At 71.6% G+C, this 17,340-nt stretch carries 17 protein-coding genes and 1 riboswitch; of the genes, 10 read left to right on the plus strand and 7 right to left on the minus strand.

What is annotated here, in order from left to right:
• The first annotated feature begins 390 nt into the window (after positions 1-390).
• From P3X83_RS39550 to P3X83_RS39580, 7 genes are all read left to right on the plus strand, one after another.
• Complete coding sequence (locus tag P3X83_RS39550; protein WP_277310536.1) at positions 391-705, plus strand: hypothetical protein; 315 nt, start codon at positions 391-393, stop codon at positions 703-705.
• Positions 702-2,420 (plus strand): SpoIIE family protein phosphatase, encoded by a 1,719-nt coding sequence (locus tag P3X83_RS39555; protein WP_277310537.1) that lies wholly within the window; start codon positions 702-704, stop codon positions 2,418-2,420. Before P3X83_RS39550 ends, P3X83_RS39555 begins: the two co-directional genes overlap by 4 nt.
• A 36-nt stretch (positions 2,421-2,456) precedes the next feature.
• Positions 2,457-3,821 carry an NAD(P)/FAD-dependent oxidoreductase gene (locus P3X83_RS39560; RefSeq protein ID WP_277310538.1) on the plus strand — a complete coding sequence of 455 codons (1,365 nt, stop codon included), beginning with the start codon at positions 2,457-2,459 and terminating at the stop codon, positions 3,819-3,821.
• A 94-nt stretch (positions 3,822-3,915) separates the two neighbouring features.
• Positions 3,916-5,394 (plus strand): MFS transporter, encoded by a 1,479-nt coding sequence (locus P3X83_RS39565; RefSeq protein WP_277310539.1) that lies wholly within the window; start codon positions 3,916-3,918, stop codon positions 5,392-5,394.
• A 319-nt stretch (positions 5,395-5,713) separates the two neighbouring features.
• Positions 5,714-6,520 carry a DeoR/GlpR family DNA-binding transcription regulator gene (locus P3X83_RS39570; RefSeq protein WP_277310540.1) on the plus strand — a complete coding sequence of 269 codons (807 nt, stop codon included), beginning with the start codon at positions 5,714-5,716 and terminating at the stop codon, positions 6,518-6,520.
• On the plus strand, positions 6,517-7,596 hold the full coding sequence (galT, locus tag P3X83_RS39575) for a galactose-1-phosphate uridylyltransferase (protein ID WP_277310541.1): 1,080 nt from the start codon (positions 6,517-6,519) through the stop codon (positions 7,594-7,596). Before P3X83_RS39570 ends, galT begins: the two co-directional genes overlap by 4 nt.
• Positions 7,597-7,667: 71 nt before the next feature.
• A riboswitch (cyclic di-AMP (ydaO/yuaA leader) is annotated at positions 7,668-7,814 on the plus strand.
• 3 nt (positions 7,815-7,817) lie between these two features.
• A complete protein-coding gene (locus P3X83_RS39580; RefSeq protein ID WP_277310542.1) occupies positions 7,818-8,798 on the plus strand; it encodes a hypothetical protein in 981 nt (326 codons plus the stop codon).
• 20 nt (positions 8,799-8,818) lie between these two features.
• On the opposite strand, the gene P3X83_RS39585 is transcribed toward P3X83_RS39580, so the two are convergent.
• From P3X83_RS39585 to P3X83_RS39595, 3 genes are all read right to left on the minus strand, one after another.
• Positions 8,819-9,331 (minus strand): MarR family winged helix-turn-helix transcriptional regulator, encoded by a 513-nt coding sequence (locus P3X83_RS39585; RefSeq protein ID WP_277310543.1) that lies wholly within the window; start codon positions 9,329-9,331, stop codon positions 8,819-8,821.
• Between the two features lie 43 nt (positions 9,332-9,374).
• Positions 9,375-10,685, minus strand: coding sequence for a site-2 protease family protein (locus tag P3X83_RS39590; protein WP_277310544.1), 1,311 nt, complete (start codon positions 10,683-10,685; stop codon positions 9,375-9,377).
• Between the two features lie 96 nt (positions 10,686-10,781).
• Positions 10,782-11,897, minus strand: a complete 1,116-nt coding sequence (locus P3X83_RS39595; protein WP_277310545.1) for a PP2C family protein-serine/threonine phosphatase — start codon at positions 11,895-11,897, stop codon at positions 10,782-10,784.
• 187 nt (positions 11,898-12,084) lie between these two features.
• Between P3X83_RS39595 and P3X83_RS39600 the strand changes: the two genes are divergently transcribed.
• A complete protein-coding gene (locus P3X83_RS39600) occupies positions 12,085-13,314 on the plus strand; it encodes a GNAT family N-acetyltransferase (protein WP_277310546.1) in 1,230 nt (409 codons plus the stop codon).
• Between the two features lie 44 nt (positions 13,315-13,358).
• Positions 13,359-13,532: a hypothetical protein gene (locus tag P3X83_RS39605; protein WP_277310547.1), complete on the plus strand. Its 174-nt coding sequence runs from the start codon at positions 13,359-13,361 to the stop codon at positions 13,530-13,532.
• A 28-nt stretch (positions 13,533-13,560) separates the two neighbouring features.
• Here P3X83_RS39605 and P3X83_RS39610 read toward each other — a convergent pair whose 3' ends face one another.
• Positions 13,561-14,031 (minus strand): ribose-5-phosphate isomerase, encoded by a 471-nt coding sequence (locus P3X83_RS39610; RefSeq protein ID WP_277310548.1) that lies wholly within the window; start codon positions 14,029-14,031, stop codon positions 13,561-13,563.
• Between the two features lie 94 nt (positions 14,032-14,125).
• On the opposite strand from P3X83_RS39610, the gene def reads away from it, so the two are divergent.
• A complete protein-coding gene (gene def / locus P3X83_RS39615; protein WP_277310549.1) occupies positions 14,126-14,614 on the plus strand; it encodes a peptide deformylase in 489 nt (162 codons plus the stop codon).
• Between the two features lie 5 nt (positions 14,615-14,619).
• Here def and P3X83_RS39620 read toward each other — a convergent pair whose 3' ends face one another.
• From P3X83_RS39620 to P3X83_RS39630, 3 genes are all read right to left on the minus strand, one after another.
• Positions 14,620-15,072, minus strand: coding sequence for a hypothetical protein (locus tag P3X83_RS39620; RefSeq protein WP_277310550.1), 453 nt, complete (start codon positions 15,070-15,072; stop codon positions 14,620-14,622).
• 73 nt (positions 15,073-15,145) lie between these two features.
• Positions 15,146-16,552: an aldehyde dehydrogenase family protein gene (locus P3X83_RS39625; protein ID WP_277310551.1), complete on the minus strand. Its 1,407-nt coding sequence runs from the start codon at positions 16,550-16,552 to the stop codon at positions 15,146-15,148.
• A 69-nt stretch (positions 16,553-16,621) separates the two neighbouring features.
• Positions 16,622-17,146: a disulfide bond formation protein DsbA gene (locus tag P3X83_RS39630; RefSeq protein ID WP_346742787.1), complete on the minus strand. Its 525-nt coding sequence runs from the start codon at positions 17,144-17,146 to the stop codon at positions 16,622-16,624.
• Positions 17,147-17,340: the final 194 nt, after the last annotated feature.

Genomic DNA, 17,340 nt, shown 5'->3' on the forward strand with positions numbered 1-17,340 from the left:
CGACGCCGCGGCCCTTCCGATATTCCGGCCCGACCGCATCGTGCACATTCGGATGCCGCGTCGATAGCGGTCATGACGTCCGTCCGGCGTCCGCGCCCATACGGCGCGGACGCCGACCGGACCAGGCCATCCGCGCGGAAGACCCTTGGACCGGTACGGCACGCGCCCCCGCCCGCCCACCGGATCATCCACCCGTGGGCGCCACACTCCTTACACTCTTCCGACAATCTGGCATTTTCTTGAAATAGCCAAGATTTTCTCTCTTTAAGAAGATCCTTCTTTACTAGACTTCTAGGGTGAGGAGTCAGGTATCCCCGCCCGCCTCCTGTCTGCCGACTTTCCGGTCAGATGATCACACGAATGGTCAGGCTTGCGAGTCAGGAGAAAATTGTGACCGAATTCGACGGCATCTTCGTAGCCGGCGGGCACAACGGGCCGACCCGGGCGTCATACCTCGTCGGCAGCGGGCCGTCGGCCGCGCTACTTCCCAGGCGCAACACCCGCGACGCCATGCCGTACGGCCACCGCTCCACCCGCGACGCCATGCCGTACGGCCACCGCTCCACCCGTGCCGCCTCCACCGTCACTCCCGGCGTGCCCCCCGACGGCACCGCCACGCGCTCTGGCCCAGCGGCACGGAACGCCCGCCGCTCCGCGCCCTGGTGGACCCCGGTGCCCGCGCCGGACTGGGACGATGTCGAATGACCGCCGGTTTCGTGGTCGACCCCGGATCCCCCGAACGCCGGCGGCTGAGCAGCCCGGCGACCGTCGAGGAGCAGTTGTCCCTGCTGAACGAGGCGAGCCGGCGCATCGGCAGCACCCTCGACCTGCGCCAGACCGGCCGGGAGCTGATGGAGGTGTCGGTGCCCCGCTTCGCCGACGCCGCCGGGGTGCTGGTTCACGACCGCCTGGTGGCCGACGGCGAGTTCCCCGGCCGCACGGCGGACGGCACCGCGATCCTGCGCCGGATCGCCACGGGCACCACCGGCCGCGCCTCCGACTACCTGGCCGCCTTCCCGCTCGACGAGGTCGCCGCCTACCCGGCCTGGTCGCCGTACGCGCGCAGCATGACCACCGCGCGCACGATCCTCTATCCCCGGATGGACGCCGGGACGGCCAGGGAGATCGCCCTGTCCTGGAAGCGCGACGTGGTCATCTCCCTGTTGCAGGACTGCTCGTTCCTCGTGGTGCCGCTGCGCGCCAGGGGGCGGGTGCTGGGGTTCGTGGTGTTCACCAGAACCGCGGCGAGCCCGCCGTTCCACGAGAAGGACGTGGCGCTGGCCGAGGAGCTGACCGGCCGTACCGCGCTGTGCCTGGACAACGCCCGGCTGTACGACCGGGAGCGGCGCACCGCGCTGACCCTGCAGAGCAGCCTGCTGCCCGCCGACCTGCCCGCGCCGCCGGGCCTGGAGATCGCCTCGCGCTACCTGCCGGCCAGTGACCTGACCGGCGTCGGCGGCGACTGGTACGACGTGATCCCGCTGCCCGGCCACCGGGTGGCGCTCGTGGTCGGCGACGTCATGGGGCACGGCACCCGCGCCGCCGCCACCATGGGGCAGCTCCGCACCGCCGCGCGCACCCTGGCGAGCCTGGACCTCACGCCCAAGGAGGTGCTGTTCCGGCTCAGCCGGATGACCCAGGACCTGGACGCCACGCAGATCGCGACCTGCGTCTACGCCACCTACGACCCGATCACGCACACCTGCGCGATCGGCCGGGCCGGGCACGTGCCGCCGATCCTGCTCGGCCCGGACGGCAAGACCCGCCTGATCGAGCTGCCCCCGGGCCTGCCGCTGGGCATCGGCGGCCAGGCGTTCGACATGCGCGAGCTGACCCTGCCGACCGACAGCGTGCTCGTCTTCTACACCGACGGCCTGGTGGAGAGCCGCGACCGCGACCTCGACTCCGGCATCCGCGACCTGCGGCGGGTGCTCGAATGCAGCTACCAGGACCTGGAGGACCTGTGCGACGCGACGATCGCCACGCAGCGCCCGCCGCACGAGCGCGACGACATCGCCCTGCTGCTGGCCCGGGTGCGCGACCTGTCCCCCGCCGAGTTCGCGCGCTGGGAGCTGCCGTTCGAGGCCAGGTCGGCGAGCGAGGCGCGGCGGCTGGTGCGCGCGACGCTGCGCTCGTGGGGGCAGACGGCGGTGCTGGACACGACCGAGCTGGTGGTCAGCGAGCTGGTGGCGAACGCGGTCAACCACGGCTCCGGGCCGATCGAGCTGCGCCTGCTGCGGGGGTCCACCCTGCTGTGCGAGGTCGCCGACCGCTCTCCGCAGCCGCCGTCGCTGTGGCGTCCCGACCTCGATGACGAGGCGGGACGCGGGCTCAACCTGATCAACAGGTTCTCCTACCGCTGGGGCAGCCGCCCGACCGCCACCGGCAAGATCGTGTGGTGTGAGGTGCGCCTGCCCTGACCGGGGGTGCGCGGGGCTGCGATTAAGCTCGGGTTCATGGCGGATCGCGAAGAGTTCGACGTCGTCGTGATGGGCGGCGGTCCCGGCGGTGAGGACGTCGCCGGACGACTGGCCGAGGCGGGCCTGCGGGTGGCCGTGGTGGAGGGCAAGCTGTTCGGCGGCGAATGCCCCTACTGGGGGTGCATCCCGTCGAAGATGATGGTCCGCGCGGCGGAGTTGATCACCGAGGCGCGGCGCGTACCGGGCATGGCGGGCGATGCCACGGTGTCGCCCGACTGGTCGCCGGTGGCCAAGCGGGTCCGCGCGGAGGCCACCGCCGACTGGAACGACCAGGCGGCGGTGGATCGCCTGCTCGGCAAGGGCGGGCACTTCATCCGCGGGTGGGGCCATGTCACCGGTCCTGACGAGATCACCGTGCGCGCGACCGGCGACGGCGTGCGGGTGCTGCGCGCGCGCCGGGGCATCGTGCTGGCCACCGGCTCGCAGCCGACCATCCCGCCGATCGAGGGGCTGGCGGGCACGCCGTACTGGACCAACCGGGGGGCGATCGAGACCGAGCGGGTGCCGGAGTCGCTGGTGGTGCTCGGGGGCGGGGCGATCGGGTCGGAGCTGGCGCAGGTGTTCGCCAGGTTCGGGGCGGCGGTGACGGTGGTGGAGTCCTCGCCGCGCATCCTCGCCGCCGAGGAGCCGGAGGCCGGTGAGCTGCTGGCGGAGGCGTTCCGGGCCGACGGCATCGACCTGCGCACCGGGGTGCGGGCCGTCCGGGCCGGGCACGACGGCGAGCGGTTCACCGTCCACCTCAACGACGGCACGTCGGTGGAGGGCGAGCGGATGCTGGTCGCCACCGGACGGCACAGCGACCTCCCCGCGCTCGGCGTCGGCGCGGCCGGCATCGACGAGTCGGCCCGCACGATCGCCACCGACGCCCGGATGCGCGCCGCCGACCGGGTGTGGGCGCTGGGCGACGTCACCGGGCGCGGCGCGTTCACGCACATGTCGATGTACCAGGCCGACATCGTGGTGAAGGACATCCTCGGCGAGCCGGTGCACGACGCCGAGTACCACGCGGTCCCCCGGGTCACGTTCACCGATCCCGAGATCGGCGCGGTCGGGCTGACCGAGGCGCAGGCCCGCAGGCAGGGGCTCGACGTGCGCACCGCGGTCAGCGACCTCGGCAGCCGGGGCTGGATCCACCGGGCGCGGGGCTTCTTCAAGCTCGTCGCGGCCGACGGCGTGCTGGTGGGAGCCACCTCGGCGGGCCCGTACGGCGGTGAGCTGCTGGGCATGCTGACGGTGGCCGTCCACTCGCGGCTCCCGGTCGCCCGGCTGAACGAGATGATCTTCGCGTTCCCCACCTTCCACCGTGGCATCTATCCGGCGCTGGCCAAGCTGACGTCCTGACCTGGGCGGCCTCCATCAGGAGGCCCCCGCCGGTCGCCTTTCCCGACATCACATGTACGGTGCATATGTTGTCGTGCGTCGGGAAAGGCTGGGTTTGCCAACGTCATCACCGAAGAGCGTCGTCGGCGTGCTCTCGTTCTGCGGAATCGCCGTCGCGCTCATGCAAACGCTGGTCGTCCCCCTCATCCCCGAACTCCCCCGCCTGCTCGACACCACGCCCGCGAGCGCGTCCTGGGTGATCACCGCGACCCTGCTGACCGCGGCGGTGTGCAATCCGGTGAGCGGGCGCCTGGGCGACATGTACGGCAAGCGCCGGATGATGATCATCAGCCTGGTCATGATGATCGCCGGGTCGCTGATCTGCGCGTTGAGCAGTTCGCTGCCCGTGGTCGTGGCCGGCCGCGCCCTCCAGGGCTGTTCGATCGGCGTGATCCCGCTGGGCATCAGCATCATGCGCGACGTGCTGCCGCCCGCCCGGCTCGGCCCCTCGATGGCCCTGATGAGCGCCACCCTGGGCGCGGGGGCGGGCGTCGGGCTGCCGCTCTCCGCGTTCGTCGCCGAGCGCGCCGACTGGCACACCCTGTTCTGGATGGCCGCCGGGACGGGCGTGCTCAGCCTGATCCTGGTGCTCACGGTGGTGCGCGAGTCGCCGGTGCGCGCCCCCGGCCGGTTCGACTTCCCCGGCGCGGTGGGCCTCATCGCCGGGCTCCTCTGCCTGCTGCTGGCCGTCTCCAAGGGCGCCGACTGGGGCTGGGGCAGCCCGCTCACGCTCGGGCTGTTCGGCGGCGCCGTGGTGATCCTGCCGCTGTGGGCGTGGCTGGAGCTGCGGGTCCGCGCGCCGCTGGTGGACCTGCGCACCTCGGCCAGGCGGCCGGTGCTGCTCACCAACCTGGCCTCCCTGCTGGTGGGCTTCGCGATGTTCGCGATGTCGCTGGTCCTGCCGCAACTGCTGCAGGCGCCGACCTCCACCGGGTACGGCCTGGGCCTGTCCCTGCTGATGACCGGACTGTGCATGGCCCCCAGCGGGCTGGTCATGATGCTGCTCTCCCCCGTGTCGGCGCGCGTGGCCGCGCGCTGGGGCCCGAAGACCGCGCTGATCTCCGGCGCGGCCGTGCTCGGCGTGGGGTACGTCGTCGGAGTGGGGCTGATGGCGGCGCCCTGGCAGGTGGTCGTCACCACCACGATCGTCTCCTCTGGGCTCGGGCTGGCCTACTCCGCCATGCCCGCGCTGATCATGTCGTCCGTGCCGCCGACCGAGACCGCCGCGGCCAACGGGCTGAACGCGCTGATGCGGGCGATCGGCACGGCGTCCTCCAGCGCGGTGATCAGTGTGCTGCTCTCGCAGATGACCATCACCACGGCGGCGGGGCCGCTGCCGTCGTTCGCCGGGCTGCGCACCGCGCTGCTGCTCGCCGCGGGGGCCGCCTTCGTGGGCGTGCTCATCGCGGTGTTCATTCCGCGCGGGACGCGCGAGAGAAGGTTCGAGAGGGACGAGCCCTTGCCTGTGCCGGTGCCCGCTCCCGTGGCTCCGGCGCCCGTGGACGCGCCGATCGGCGACCCCAAGGCCCGGTGAGGATCCGCTAGGCAGTCCGGACGGCACGGCCCCGCCGCGCGACCGCGGCATCGCGGCGGCGGGCCGTCGCCGCGTCAGCGAGCCGTGGGCCGCTTACCGTGATTGGCCTTCTTCTTCTTCCGTGCCCGGCTCTTGCGCGCGCGTCGTGCCATGTGCGACACCGCCCTTCCTCCGGTTCCGGTACGTGGTCCAGACTCTCCCCGGTTCGCCTTCCGTTCAAGACCCAGATCCGGCATGTTTCCCCGGCCACCATCAGATTCCAACAGCACGTGTCGGTTTCCGTGTCATAATTTGGTGGAATCTGTTTGAAGGAGTGGTGATGCTCGCCCAGCAGCGTCGTCAGGCGATCCTTGAGCGGGTGCGCGCGAGCGGCGGCGTCCGCGTCGCCGACCTGGTGCGCGAGCTCGGCGTCTCCGACATGACGATCCGCCGCGACCTTGAGGTCCTGGCCGAGCGCGGGCTCGTGGCCAAGGTGCACGGCGGAGCCACCGCGACCGGTCCCGGGTCCACCGAGGAGCCGGGGTTCGCCGCCAAGTCGGTCCGCCAGCAATTGGAGAAGGACGCGATCGCACGCGAGGCCGCCCGCCTGGTACGGCCGGGCACCGCCGTCGCGCTGTCGGCGGGCACCACCATCTGGACCCTCGCCCGCCACCTGGTCGAGATCGCCGACCTGACGGTCATCACCAACTCGATCCGGGTCGCCGATGTGTTCCACCGCGCGCCGCGCGCCGACCGCACGGTGGTGCTGACCGGCGGGGTGCGCACCCCCTCCGACGCGCTGGTCGGCCCGGTGGCGGTGGCGGCGATCCGCCGGCTGCACGTGGACACGCTGTTCCTGGGCGTCCACGGGATGAGCGTGCGGGCCGGGTTCACCACGCCCAACCTGCTGGAGGCCGAGACCGACCGTGAGCTGATCGCCTGCGCGCGCCGGCTGGTCGTGCCCGCCGACCACACCAAGTGGGGGCTGGTGGGCATCAGCACCATCGCGGAGCTGTCCGAGGCGCACGTGGTGGTCACCGACGACGGCCTGTGCCGTCAGGCCAGAGACGAGCTGGCCGCCGCCGCGGGCGAGCTGATCGTCGCCGGGAGCGACGGCCGGGCGGCCGGCTCCGGAGACGGCCCGTGAAACGCACGGTCACGCGGCTGGCCGACGGCCGCGAGCTGATCTACTTCGACCGCCGCGACGACGCCGACCGGTCCGCGCCCGACCTGCGCGACCTGCCGCCCCGCCCGCCCGCCTCCGAGCTGCGCCGCGACCCGCTCACCGGCGACTGGGTCGCCATCGCGGGCCACCGGCAGAACCGCACCTTCCATCCGGCGGCCGACGCGTGCCCGCTGTGCCCGTCCACCCCCGGCAGGCCCACCGAGATCCCGTCCGCCGACTACGACGTGGTGGTCTTCGAGAACCGCTTCCCGTCCTTCTCCGCCACGCCCGGCGACCTCGCGCAGGCGGGCGGGCTCAGCGAGGTGCGTCCGGGGATCGGGCGGTGTGAGGTGGTCTGCTTCACCTCCGACCACGAGGCGTCCTTCGCCGACCTCTCCCCCGGCCGGGCCGCGCTGGTCATGGAGGCATGGGCCGACCGTACGGCCGAGCTGTCCGCGCTGCCCGGCGTGGAGCAGGTCTTCTGCTTCGAGAACCGGGGCCGGGAGATCGGCATCACGCTCGGGCATCCGCACGGGCAGATCTACGCCTATCCCTACGTGACGCCGCGTACCCTCCGGACGCTCGCGATGGCCGCGAGCCACGCCGAGCGCACCGGGCGGGATCTGTTCGCCGACGTGCTGGCGGCCGAGCGGGAGGCCGGGGTGCGGGTGGTGGCGGCGAACGACCACTGGACCGCGTTCGTGCCCGCGGCGGCGCGCTGGCCGTTCGAGGTGCACATCTACCCGCACCGGCGGGTGCCCGACCTGTGCGGGCTCGACGCCGCCGAGCGGGCGTCCTTCGGCCCCCTCTACACAGGCGTTCTGCGCAGGCTGGACGGGCTGTTCGGGGTGGCGATGCCGTACGTCGCGGCCTGGCACCAAGCGCCCATTTCGACGGACCGGAAACTTTCGTACGCCCACATGGAACTGTTCGGTGTCCGGCGAGCGTCGAACAGGCTAAAGCACCTGGCTGGGTCCGAGTCGGCGATGGGCGCGTTCGTCAACGACGTCCGTCCCGAGGACGCCGCCGATCTCTTGCGCAGAGTGGTCACGACCTGATCACTAATTGGTACCAACTTGATGTCGCATTACCCCCCGTTTACCACTACTATCCACTCGCATCGGTTGTCATAGTCGAACCGCCTAATTCCGGGCAGCCCCCGCCCGGAAACCGGGGACCCGAGCACCTGGGGTGAATCCGCGGCGGCCCCCCGCCTCGGTAGGGCACCTCCAGCCCGAACCCGTCAGCTAACCCGGTAGGCGTCAGGAGAGGAGTGCGCGTGGTGGCTTCGTCCCCCACGTTTCGTCGCCATGCCATCGCAGCCGCCTGTGCGCTGGCCACCGCCGGAGCGGTCGTCCTGTTTCCCGCAGGCATCGCCGCCGCGGCGCCGAAACCGAGCAAGTCAGAACTGAAGTCCCAACTGGCCAAGCTGAACAAGCAGGTCGACGGGCTGATCGAGCAGTACAACGCCAAGCGCGTGGAACTGGCCGACGCCAAGAAGGCCGAGGCGAAGGCCAAGGAGAAGCTGAGCACGGCCGAGGGCGCCTACCGCCAGGCCGAGGACCGCATCGGCGAGATCGCCGGGATGCGATATCAGGGCAGCGACGTGAGCCTCCCGACGCTGATGTTCGGCAAGAGCATCGGCGGGGCGGCCCTGCTGGAGCAGATGGCCGCCGAGGAGACCGCCTATCTGCAGGGCTACGCCGTCGCGCGCGACACCAAGAAGAAGGCCGCGGACGAGGCGGCGGAGCTCACCACCCGCATCCGGGATCAGGCCGAGGACGTCGAACGCCGCCGCGAGGAGGCCGGCGAGCTGATCAAGGAGATCGAGAAGCGGCTCGACAAGCTCATCGAGGCCGGCTCGGGCAAGCGGGCGGACGGCACCTGGGCCCCCCAGTTGCCCGCCGGCAGCGACAACATCACCCCACGCACCCGCCAGATGCGCGCGGAGCTCAAGGAACGGTTCACCCTGACCTTCCCCGTGGGCTGCTATCGCTCGGGAGGGGGCGGAGAGCACCCTCTCGGCCGGGCGTGCGACTTCATGCTCAGTTCGGGCGGCTCCATGCCGTCGGCCCCGCAGAAGGCACTCGGCGACGCGATGGCGCTGTGGGCGATCAACAACGGCGGCAAGCTCGGCGTCAAGTACGTCATCTGGCGGCAGCGGATCTACACGATCGGCGGCTCCGGCTGGCGCTCGATGTCGGACCGGGGAAGCGTCACCCAGAACCACTACGACCACGTGCACATCTCAATGCACTAGGACGGCGTGAGGTGGCGGGGTCAGCCCTCCAGGGCCTCGGCGATGACCTCGTCGAGCCGGGCGAGGTCGGCGGGGCTGGCCACCGACGCCTCGGCCAGGCGGGTGATCAGCCGGGCGAACGTCTCACGGTCGTCCTGGCTCCAGTCGGCCATGAGGCTGTCGAGGTAGCCCCGGCGATGGCGGGTGACGGCGTCGAGCACGCGCCTGCCCGCCTCGCTCGGCACCAGGCGGACCCTGCGGGCGTCGACGTTGGAGGCGGCCCGCTCGACGAAGCCGGCCGCGATCGCGTCGTTGACGAGCCTGCTCGCGGTCGAGGGATCGACGTCCATGTGCTCGGCGACCCCCCCGACGGTCACCTCGGAGCACTCCCGTTCGAGCCGGGAGACCGCGCCGACGACCATGACGTTGGACATCTGGATGGGCCGCGCCGGATCACCGACCTTGCGCGGGCGCAGCGGCCTGGCCCACATCCGGCGCAGCCGGAAGAGGGCGACGTCGATCGCGGTTCCGGTCGTTGCCTGCTGCACTTCCACAGTCCCAGATTACCACTGAGTTATATGTAGACTACATATAACGTCATCCCGACAGGCGGATCGGATTCACCAGGTCGGCGTACGCCAGCAGCCCGGCCATCACGATCATCACCATCGCCACGCCGTACGTTAGCGGCAGCAGCTTGGCGATGTCCACGTAGCCGGGGGTGGGTCGCCGGAACAGCCTGGCGAAACCGCGCTTGACGCCCTCCCAGAGGGCGCCGACGATGTGCCCGCCGTCCAGTGGGAGCAGCGGCAACAGGTTGAACATGCCGATCGCCAGGTTGAAACCGGCCAGCAGGTTCACGAAGAACACGATCTTGTCGCGCACCGGCGCGTCGGAGGCGACGATCTCACCGCCGATCCTGCCCGCGCCCACGATGCCGATCGGGCCGTTCGGGTCGCGCTTCTCGCCGGAGAACGCGGCGTCCCAGACGCCCACCATCTTCTCCGGCAGCCGGACCAGCGAGGCCGCGGTGGCCCGGGTGACGTCGACCATATGCGCGCCGACCGCGCCGATGCCCTGCGGCTCCATGGTGACCACCGGGGTCACGCCCAGATAGCCGACGCCCTTGTCGATCTTGTTGGGGTCGTCGAGGCTCTGCCGGTCCTGCGGGATCAGCTCGGCGTTCAGCGCGAGCGGACGGCCGTCGCGCTCGATGCCGATGGCCACCTGCCCGCCCCCCGCCGCGCGGATGGCCCGCGACGCGGCGTCCCAGTCGGCGACCTGCTTGCCGTCCACCGAGAGGATCTTGTCGCCGGGCCGCAGCCCGGCCTTGGCCGCCGGGCTGGCCTGGTCGCCGGGACCGCAGGCGCTGTTCCGCTGGAACTCCGCGGCCGTCTTCACACACGCGGGAACGGTGTTCACCACCGTGTGGTAGGTCGCCACGCCGAAGCCCATCAGCAGCACCGCGTACAGCAGGAAGGCCAGCACGAAGTTCATCGCCGGCCCGCCGGTCATGATGATCGCCTTCTGCCACCACGCCTTGCGGTAGAAGACCCGCTTCTCGTCGCCGGGACGGATCTCCTCCAGCGACGCCTCCCGCGCGCTGTCCACGAGCCCCTGGAACATGCCCGTGGTGGTGCCGCGCAGGGTGTTCGGGTCGTCGTTCGGGCGCGGCGGGAGCATGCCGATCATGCGGACGTAGCCGCCCATCGGGATCCACTTGATGCCGTACTCGGTCTCACCCTTGCGCCGCGACCACATGGTGGCGCCGAAGCCCACCATGTACTGCGGCACCCGCACGCCGAAGCGCTTCGCGGGCACCAGGTGCCCGATCTCGTGCAGGGCGATGGAGACCATCAGTCCGACGAGGAAGATGAGGATTCCGGCGATGTTCAGCCAGAGCTCCATGAAACCCCCGGTGCCGCGAGCGATATTCGGTATGAGACGAGTGCCCTCCACAGGCTAGCCCAATCCTGAGCGGACCAGCCCGGTTCGTACCAAGCGTCACGGCCGCCAGATGAGGACCAGCGCGCAGTCGTCGTTGTGACCTGAGGACATCGCGTTGACCAAGGCGCGCGCCCCCTCCCGGTATCCCGTGGCCAGCAGCCGCTCGGCCTCGCCCAGCAGCCGGTCGAGCCCGGCGTCGATGTCGCGGCCCGGCTGCTCGATGAGACCATCGGTGTAGAGGAGCAGGGCGTCGCCCTTGCGCAGCACCCCGCTGTCGGCCTCGCAGTGCAGGTCGGGCACCACGCCGAGGACCACGCCCTTGGCGCCCGCGACCTTCCAGGCCCCGGTGCCGGCCTCGAACTTGACCACCGGCGGGTGCCCGGCGGAGGTGATCACGTACGCGCCCGTGGAGAGGTCGAGCCGCAGGTGCACGGCGGTGACGAAACCCTCACCCTCGCGCTGACGGTGCAGATAGGTGTTGCACGCGGGCAGGAACTCCGGCACCGAGCCGAGCAGCCCGCCGAACGCCCCCGACAGCAGCAGCGCCCGGGTGCCCGCGTCGACCCCCTTGCCGGAGACGTCCACCAGGGACAGCTCCAGCCGGTCGGCCTCGCGCATGGACACCACGAAGTCGCCGCCGAAGGACGACCCGCCGGCCTGCTTGAGCACCACCTTGGCGCCCCAGTCGCGCGGCAGCGCGGGCAGCTCGCTCTGGCTCTTCAGCCGGTCGCGCAGTTCGAGCAGCATCGCGTCGCCGCGCAGCCCCTGCACGCCGAGCTTGCCCCGGGTGCGGGACATCATCGCGGCCAGCGCCGTGGTGCACACCATCGTGACCAGCAGGCCGAAGCCGACGTGCCCCTGCCCGCGGACCAACGCGACGTAGCCGAGCGCGACCACGACGGCGCCGATGAGGACGGCGAGGCTGCGCAGCCGTAACTGCAGGCCCCCGACCAGGGTGATCAGGATGAGCAGTGCGGGAGAGAACCACTCCGCGGACACGCGCGCGGCCAAGCCGCCGATCACCAGCGCGAGCACGCTCAGGCTGATGAGCAGGTTGCGGTCACGGGCCAGGGGCCCGCGGCGTACGAAACGTACGATGCGTACCAGAAACGGCACGCGGACCAGGATCGCGCGGAGCCGGGGAGGGATCAGCGGCGCCGGACGGGAACTCATGATGCGCTCGACTGTATCGGGCGCGGCCCCTCTTGGGCAGCCCACTTGACCAAGACCTTGATCATTGAACCTTTTTCGACCGAGACGTTCCCCCAGGTAGGAAGTGGTGCGCGAGCGCGGGATCCCCGGCGTGGGCGGGGATCCCCGGCACGCGACGGTGACGGACCCCTGTGATACAAGGTCGAACATGAACGCTTTCACCATCCGCCCCATCGGCGCGGCGGAGTGGCAGGAATGGGCCATGATCGCGCAGGAGGCGTTCGTCAGCGACATGCCGGAGGAACACCTCCAGCGGTTGCGGGCCTCGGTCGACTTCGACAGGTCGCTGGGCGCCTACGACGACGACGTCCTGATCGGCGGCGCGATCTCCCTGGCCTTCAGCATGGCGGTGCCCGGCGCGACGCTCTCCGCCGCCGGTGTCACCGGCGTGGCCGTCCTGCCGAGTCACCGCCGACGGGGCGTGCTGCGCGGGCTGATGCGCGCCCAGCTCGCCGGCGTGCGCGAACGCGGCGAGCCGATCGCCGCGCTGTACGCGTCCGAGGCCCCCATCTACGGGCGCTACGGTTACGGCCGGGCGGCCGACCGCCTCGCCCTCCGCATCCCCACGAACCGATCCGCCTTCCGCGACTCGGCCCCGCGCGACCCCGCCCTGCGGGTGCGCATCGCCACGCCCGCCGCGGCCAGGGCCGACATGGAGAAGGTCCACGACGCGGCGTGGCCCGCCCGGCCCGGCATGTACCGCCGCGACACGTTCCGCTGGGACCTGCTGTTCCATGACGACCGGTCCGCCGGCGGCTACGGCTCGCTGCGCTGCGTCCTGGTGGAGGACGACGCGGGGCCGCGCGGCTACGCCATGTTCCGCATTCGCCGGGGCGCGACCGAGCACGACGTGCCGGACGGCGTGCTGCGGCTGGAAGACCTGGCCGCCCTCGACCCGGCCGCCTACGCGCTGATCTGGCGGCAGGTGCTGGACCGCGACCTGGTGGCCACCGTCGTGGCGGGCAACCGTCCAGTGGACGACCCGCTGCTCCACCTCGTCGCCGATCCCCGCCAGTTGGGCGCGATCTACTCCGACGACCTGTGGCTACGGCTGGTGGACGCCGGGCAGGCGCTGGCGTCACGGCGATACGCCACCGAGGTGGACACGGTGATCGAGCTGACCGATCCGGTGTGCCCGTGGAACGAGGGCCGCTGGCGGCTGTCGGCCGATCCTTCAGGATCGGTGTGCGAGCGCACCACCGACCCGGCCGACGTGGCGCTGCCCGCCGATTCGCTGGCGGCGGCCTACCTGGGCGGGCGTCCGCTGACCCCGCTCGCGGCGGCGGGAGGGGCCGCCGAGCTGACTCGGGGGGCGCTGGCACGGCTGTCGACGGCGATGTCCTGGGAACCGCGTCCCTGGTGCGGGCTGGTCTTCTGATCCGGTGCGCTGACACGCGCGGGGCGGTGTTCTAGAGTTCGAGGATGGCCCTGCAGAGCTTGCAGATCACCGCCGTGACCGCGATGCGGGCGCGCGATGTGTCCCGCCCGACCAAGGAGCAGCAGGAGCACGCCGACCGGCGCCCGCTGCGCGATGAGATGCCGCGGCGCGAGCCGCGCCGCGGCCAGGCGCCCCGGGAGGCGCCCGGCGCGCGCTAGGCCGCGGTCACGAGCGCGGCGGCCGGGATCAGGAGGGCAGCGAGGGAAGCTGCCCGATGGTCTCGTAGGCGTCGAGCTGGGCGATGCGCCTGCTGTGCCGCGTGGCGCCGGAGTAGGCGGTGCCGAGGAAGACCTCGACGAACCGGGTCGCCTCCTCCTGGGTGTGCATCCGCGCGCCCAGGCTGATCACGTTGGCGTCGTTGTGCTCGCGGGCCAGCTCGGCGGTCTGCTCGCTCCAGGCCAGCGCCGCCCGGATGCCGCGCACCTTGTTGGCCGCGATCTGCTCGCCGTTGCCCGAACCGCCGATGACGATGCCCAGGCTGCCGGGGTCTCCGGCCACCCCCTCGGCCGCGCGCAGCACGAACGCGGGGTAGTCGTCCTCGGCGTCGTAGACGAACGGGCCGCAGTCGGTCACCTCGTCGCCGTGCTCCTTCAGCCAGGAGGCCAGGTGGTTCTTCAGTTCATAGCCGGCATGGTCGGCAGCGATGTAGACACGCACCGACCCAGTGTCGCAGGTTCGGCCGCCGGAACGGACCCCGGCACAGCTAGAGTAAGAGACACAAACCCCCTTCGTCCCTTACAGGAGAGCCTCGATGCGTGACATCCGGACGATCGGCGACCCGGTCCTGCGCACTCCCGCCGAGCCGGTCACCGACTTCGACCGCGACCTGCGCCGCCTCATCGACGAGATGTTCGCCGCGATGTACGCGGTGGACGGCGTCGGGCTGGCCGGGCCGCAGATCGGCGTGTCACGCCGCGTGTTCGTCTACGACATCGCCCGGCGGAAGGGGCATGTGATCAATCCCAGCCTCACCGTGGACGATCCGGAGCCGATGGTAGACGACGAGGGCTGCCTGTCGGTGCCCGACCGCGAGACGCGGACGCCGCTCTACGCCAAGACCCCGCGCACCTCCGGCGTCACGGTGACCGGCCTCGACCGGCTCGGCCGTCCGGTGCGGATCAAGGCCAGGGGCTCGCTCGCCCGCTGCTTCCAGCACGAGACCGACCACCTCGACGGCATGCTCTACGTGGACCGCCTGCCCAAGGACGCCGCCCGCGCGGTGCTGCTCAAGACCCCCTGAGCCGCTCAGGCGTCCTGCGGCTCGGGCACGGGGCGGGCATCTCGGCGGGCACGGCGGCGGTGGCGGAACAGCGGCCAGGCCGTCAGCCCGGCCCCGGCGAGCAGCAGCAGCGCGACCACGGCCCACTCGTTCGACCCGCCCGGCCCGTAGACGTGGCCGGGGCGGCCGGTGTCGAAGGCGCGCGTCGGCTCGCCCCGCTCGAACATGGTGCGGTCGGAGCCGTAGAAGGCGATGCCGTCACGGCGCACCGTGCCGTCGTCGGATCGGAAGTCGCCGAGCCAGGTGCACTGCTCGTGCCCCGCGTGGTTGACGCACTCCAGGCGGAGGGCGGTGAAGCCGCCGTAGACGCCGTCGCCGCGCGCCGCGGCCACCGCCGGACCGACGTTCTGCGCGGCCAGCAGGACCAGCACCAGCCCGCCCACCGCGACCACCACATCGAAGGCGCTGATCCGACGCACCCCGCACCGCCTTTCGCCGCCCTGACCTCAGACTCCCCCAAGCCGGGCCCTTCGGCAATGCCGGGGGTTCCAGCTACAGGTGCAGCGCCTTGAGCTCCAGGTATTCCTCAAGGCCGTAGGTGCCCAGCTCGCGGCCGATCCCGGAGTGCTTGTAGCCGCCGAACGGCGCCATCGGGTTGAACCGGCCGCCGTTGATCGCCACCTGGCCGGTGCGCAGCCGCCGCGCGACCTCGACCGCGCGCTCACGCGAGCCCGCCCAGACCGCGCCGGACAGCCCGTACGGCGTGCCGTTGGCGATCTCGACCGCCTCGTCCACCCGCGTGTACGGAATGATCGACAGGACCGGCCCGAAGATCTCCTCCTGCTCGATCGTCATGCCGGGCGCGACGCCCGCGAAGACCGTGGGCAGCACGTGGTAGCCGACGTCGAAGGGCCGCTCGGTGCCCCCGGCGACCAGCCGCGCGCCCTCCTCCTCGCCCCGGTTGATGTAGCGGATCACCCGCTCCCGCTGGGTGGCCGAGACCAGCGGCCCGAGCCGGGTGCCCTCGTCGAGCGGGTCGCCCACGGTCTGCCTGGCCGCCGCCTCGACGGCCATGCCCACGACCTCGTCGTAGCTGTCGCGGTGGACGATCATGCGGGTGAGCGCGGAGCACGTCTGCCCGGAGTTGATGAACGCCCCGGCCACGCCGACCTTGACCGCCGCGGCGAGGTCGGCGTCGGGGAGGATCAGCGTCGCCGACTTGCCGCCCAGCTCCAGGGCGACCCGTTTGACCGTCTCGGCGGCCAGCGCGGCCACCCTGCGCCCGGCGCGGGTAGAACCGGTGAAGGACACCATGTCGACGCCGGGATGGGCGGCGACCGCCTCGCCGACCACCGGGCCCCTGCCGCAGACCATGTTGAAGACGCCGGGCGGCAGCCCCGCCTCGTGCAGGATCTCGGCGAACGCGTAGGCCGCCATGGGCGCGATCTCGCTGGGCTTGAGCACGACGGTGCACCCGGCCGCCAGGGCGGGCGCGACCTTGCACACGATCTGGTGCAGCGGGTAGTTCCACGGTGTGATCGCGCCGACGACGCCCGCGGGCTCGCGCACGACCCGCGAGTTGCCGACCGGCTCGCCGTCGAAGTCGTAGGTCTCGGCGAGCTGGGCGTAGGAGGCCAGCACCCCGGCCGGCATCAGCGTCTGGACCTTCAGCGCCATGGCGTAGGGCGCGCCCATGTCGGTGGTGATCGTGCGCGCGATGCGGTCGGAGCGCGCCCGGATCAGCTCGGCCGCGGTGGCGAGGATCTTGCCCCGCTCACCGGGCGCGGTGTCCGCCCAGCCGGTGAACGCGGCACGGGCCGCCGCCACCGCGGATTCCACGTCGTCAGGCGAACCCGCGGGGACCCTCTCGAAGGGTTCCTCCGTGGCGGGGTTCACGACGTCGATCCACTCGCCGGAGGCGGACGGCGACCACACTCCGTTCACATACTGGTGACGCATGCCCCCCATCCTTGCGTGCCCGCCGGTGGTTGGCGAGCGAATGCCGCTAGAGGGTCGGTGGTGGGCGCGTCAGTCGAAGGTGGGGCGCCGGGTACGTGTGCGTTTGACCTCGAAGAAGCCGTCGGTGCCGGCCACCAGGAGCAGGCCGTCCCACAGCCGCCCGGCCGCCTCGCCCTTGGGCGCGGGGGTGACGACCGGCCCGAAGAAGGCGATCCGGTCGCCGTCGCCGCCCGTGCCGACGGCGATGACCGGGGTGCCGACCTCCTCGCCGACCAGTCCGATGCCCTCGCCGTGGGAACGGCGGATCTCCGCGTCGAACTCGGTGGACCCGGCCGCCTCGGTGAGGACGGGATCGAAGCCCGCCGCGGTGAGCGAGTCGCGCAGGATGGCGGGGACCTGGGAACGGTCCTTCAGGCCGCCCTGGTTGTGCAAGCGGGTGCCGATCTCGGTGTAGAGCGGGGCGAGCACCGCTTCGCCGTACCGGGCGGCCGCGGCGGCGAGCACGCGGACCGGGGCCATCCCGCCGGCGAGACGCGCCCGGCGTTCCGCGGTGAGGTTCTCGTTCTTGTTCTCGTTGAGCACGGAGAGGCTCATGAGGTGGAACCGCGGCTCGACCGGGCGGACCCGCTCGACCTCCAGCAACCACCTGGAAGTGAGCCATGCCCAGGGACAAAGCGGGTCGAACCACAGACTTACCGGGACTCGTCCAGAACTACGCTCTGTCATGGTCGGCTCCCTGATCGCGATGGGCCATGTCAACCTGACATAACCCGATCTTCCAGGTGCGA

Origin of the sequence: Spongiactinospora sp. TRM90649, assembly GCF_029382225.1 — a bacterium.
GTDB lineage: Bacteria > Actinomycetota > Actinomycetes > Streptosporangiales > Streptosporangiaceae > Spongiactinospora.

Excerpts from the sequence above, each read along its gene's own strand:
- P3X83_RS39555 (WP_277310537.1), top strand. The coding sequence starts at position 702 with ATGACCGCCGGTTTCGTGGTCGACCCCGGATCCCCCGAACGCCGGCGG.
- P3X83_RS39560 (WP_277310538.1), top strand. The coding sequence starts at position 2,457 with ATGGCGGATCGCGAAGAGTTCGACGTCGTCGTGATGGGCGGCGGTCCC.
- P3X83_RS39570 (WP_277310540.1), top strand. The coding sequence starts at position 5,714 with ATGCTCGCCCAGCAGCGTCGTCAGGCGATCCTTGAGCGGGTGCGCGCG.
- P3X83_RS39590 (WP_277310544.1), bottom strand. The coding sequence starts at position 10,685 with ATGGAGCTCTGGCTGAACATCGCCGGAATCCTCATCTTCCTCGTCGGA.
- P3X83_RS39595 (WP_277310545.1), bottom strand. The coding sequence starts at position 11,897 with ATGAGTTCCCGTCCGGCGCCGCTGATCCCTCCCCGGCTCCGCGCGATC.
- P3X83_RS39600 (WP_277310546.1), top strand. The coding sequence starts at position 12,085 with ATGAACGCTTTCACCATCCGCCCCATCGGCGCGGCGGAGTGGCAGGAA.
- P3X83_RS39605 (WP_277310547.1), top strand. The coding sequence starts at position 13,359 with ATGGCCCTGCAGAGCTTGCAGATCACCGCCGTGACCGCGATGCGGGCG.
- def (WP_277310549.1), top strand. The coding sequence starts at position 14,126 with ATGCGTGACATCCGGACGATCGGCGACCCGGTCCTGCGCACTCCCGCC.
- P3X83_RS39625 (WP_277310551.1), bottom strand. The coding sequence starts at position 16,552 with ATGCGTCACCAGTATGTGAACGGAGTGTGGTCGCCGTCCGCCTCCGGC.
- P3X83_RS39630 (WP_346742787.1), bottom strand. The coding sequence starts at position 17,146 with ATGAGCCTCTCCGTGCTCAACGAGAACAAGAACGAGAACCTCACCGCG.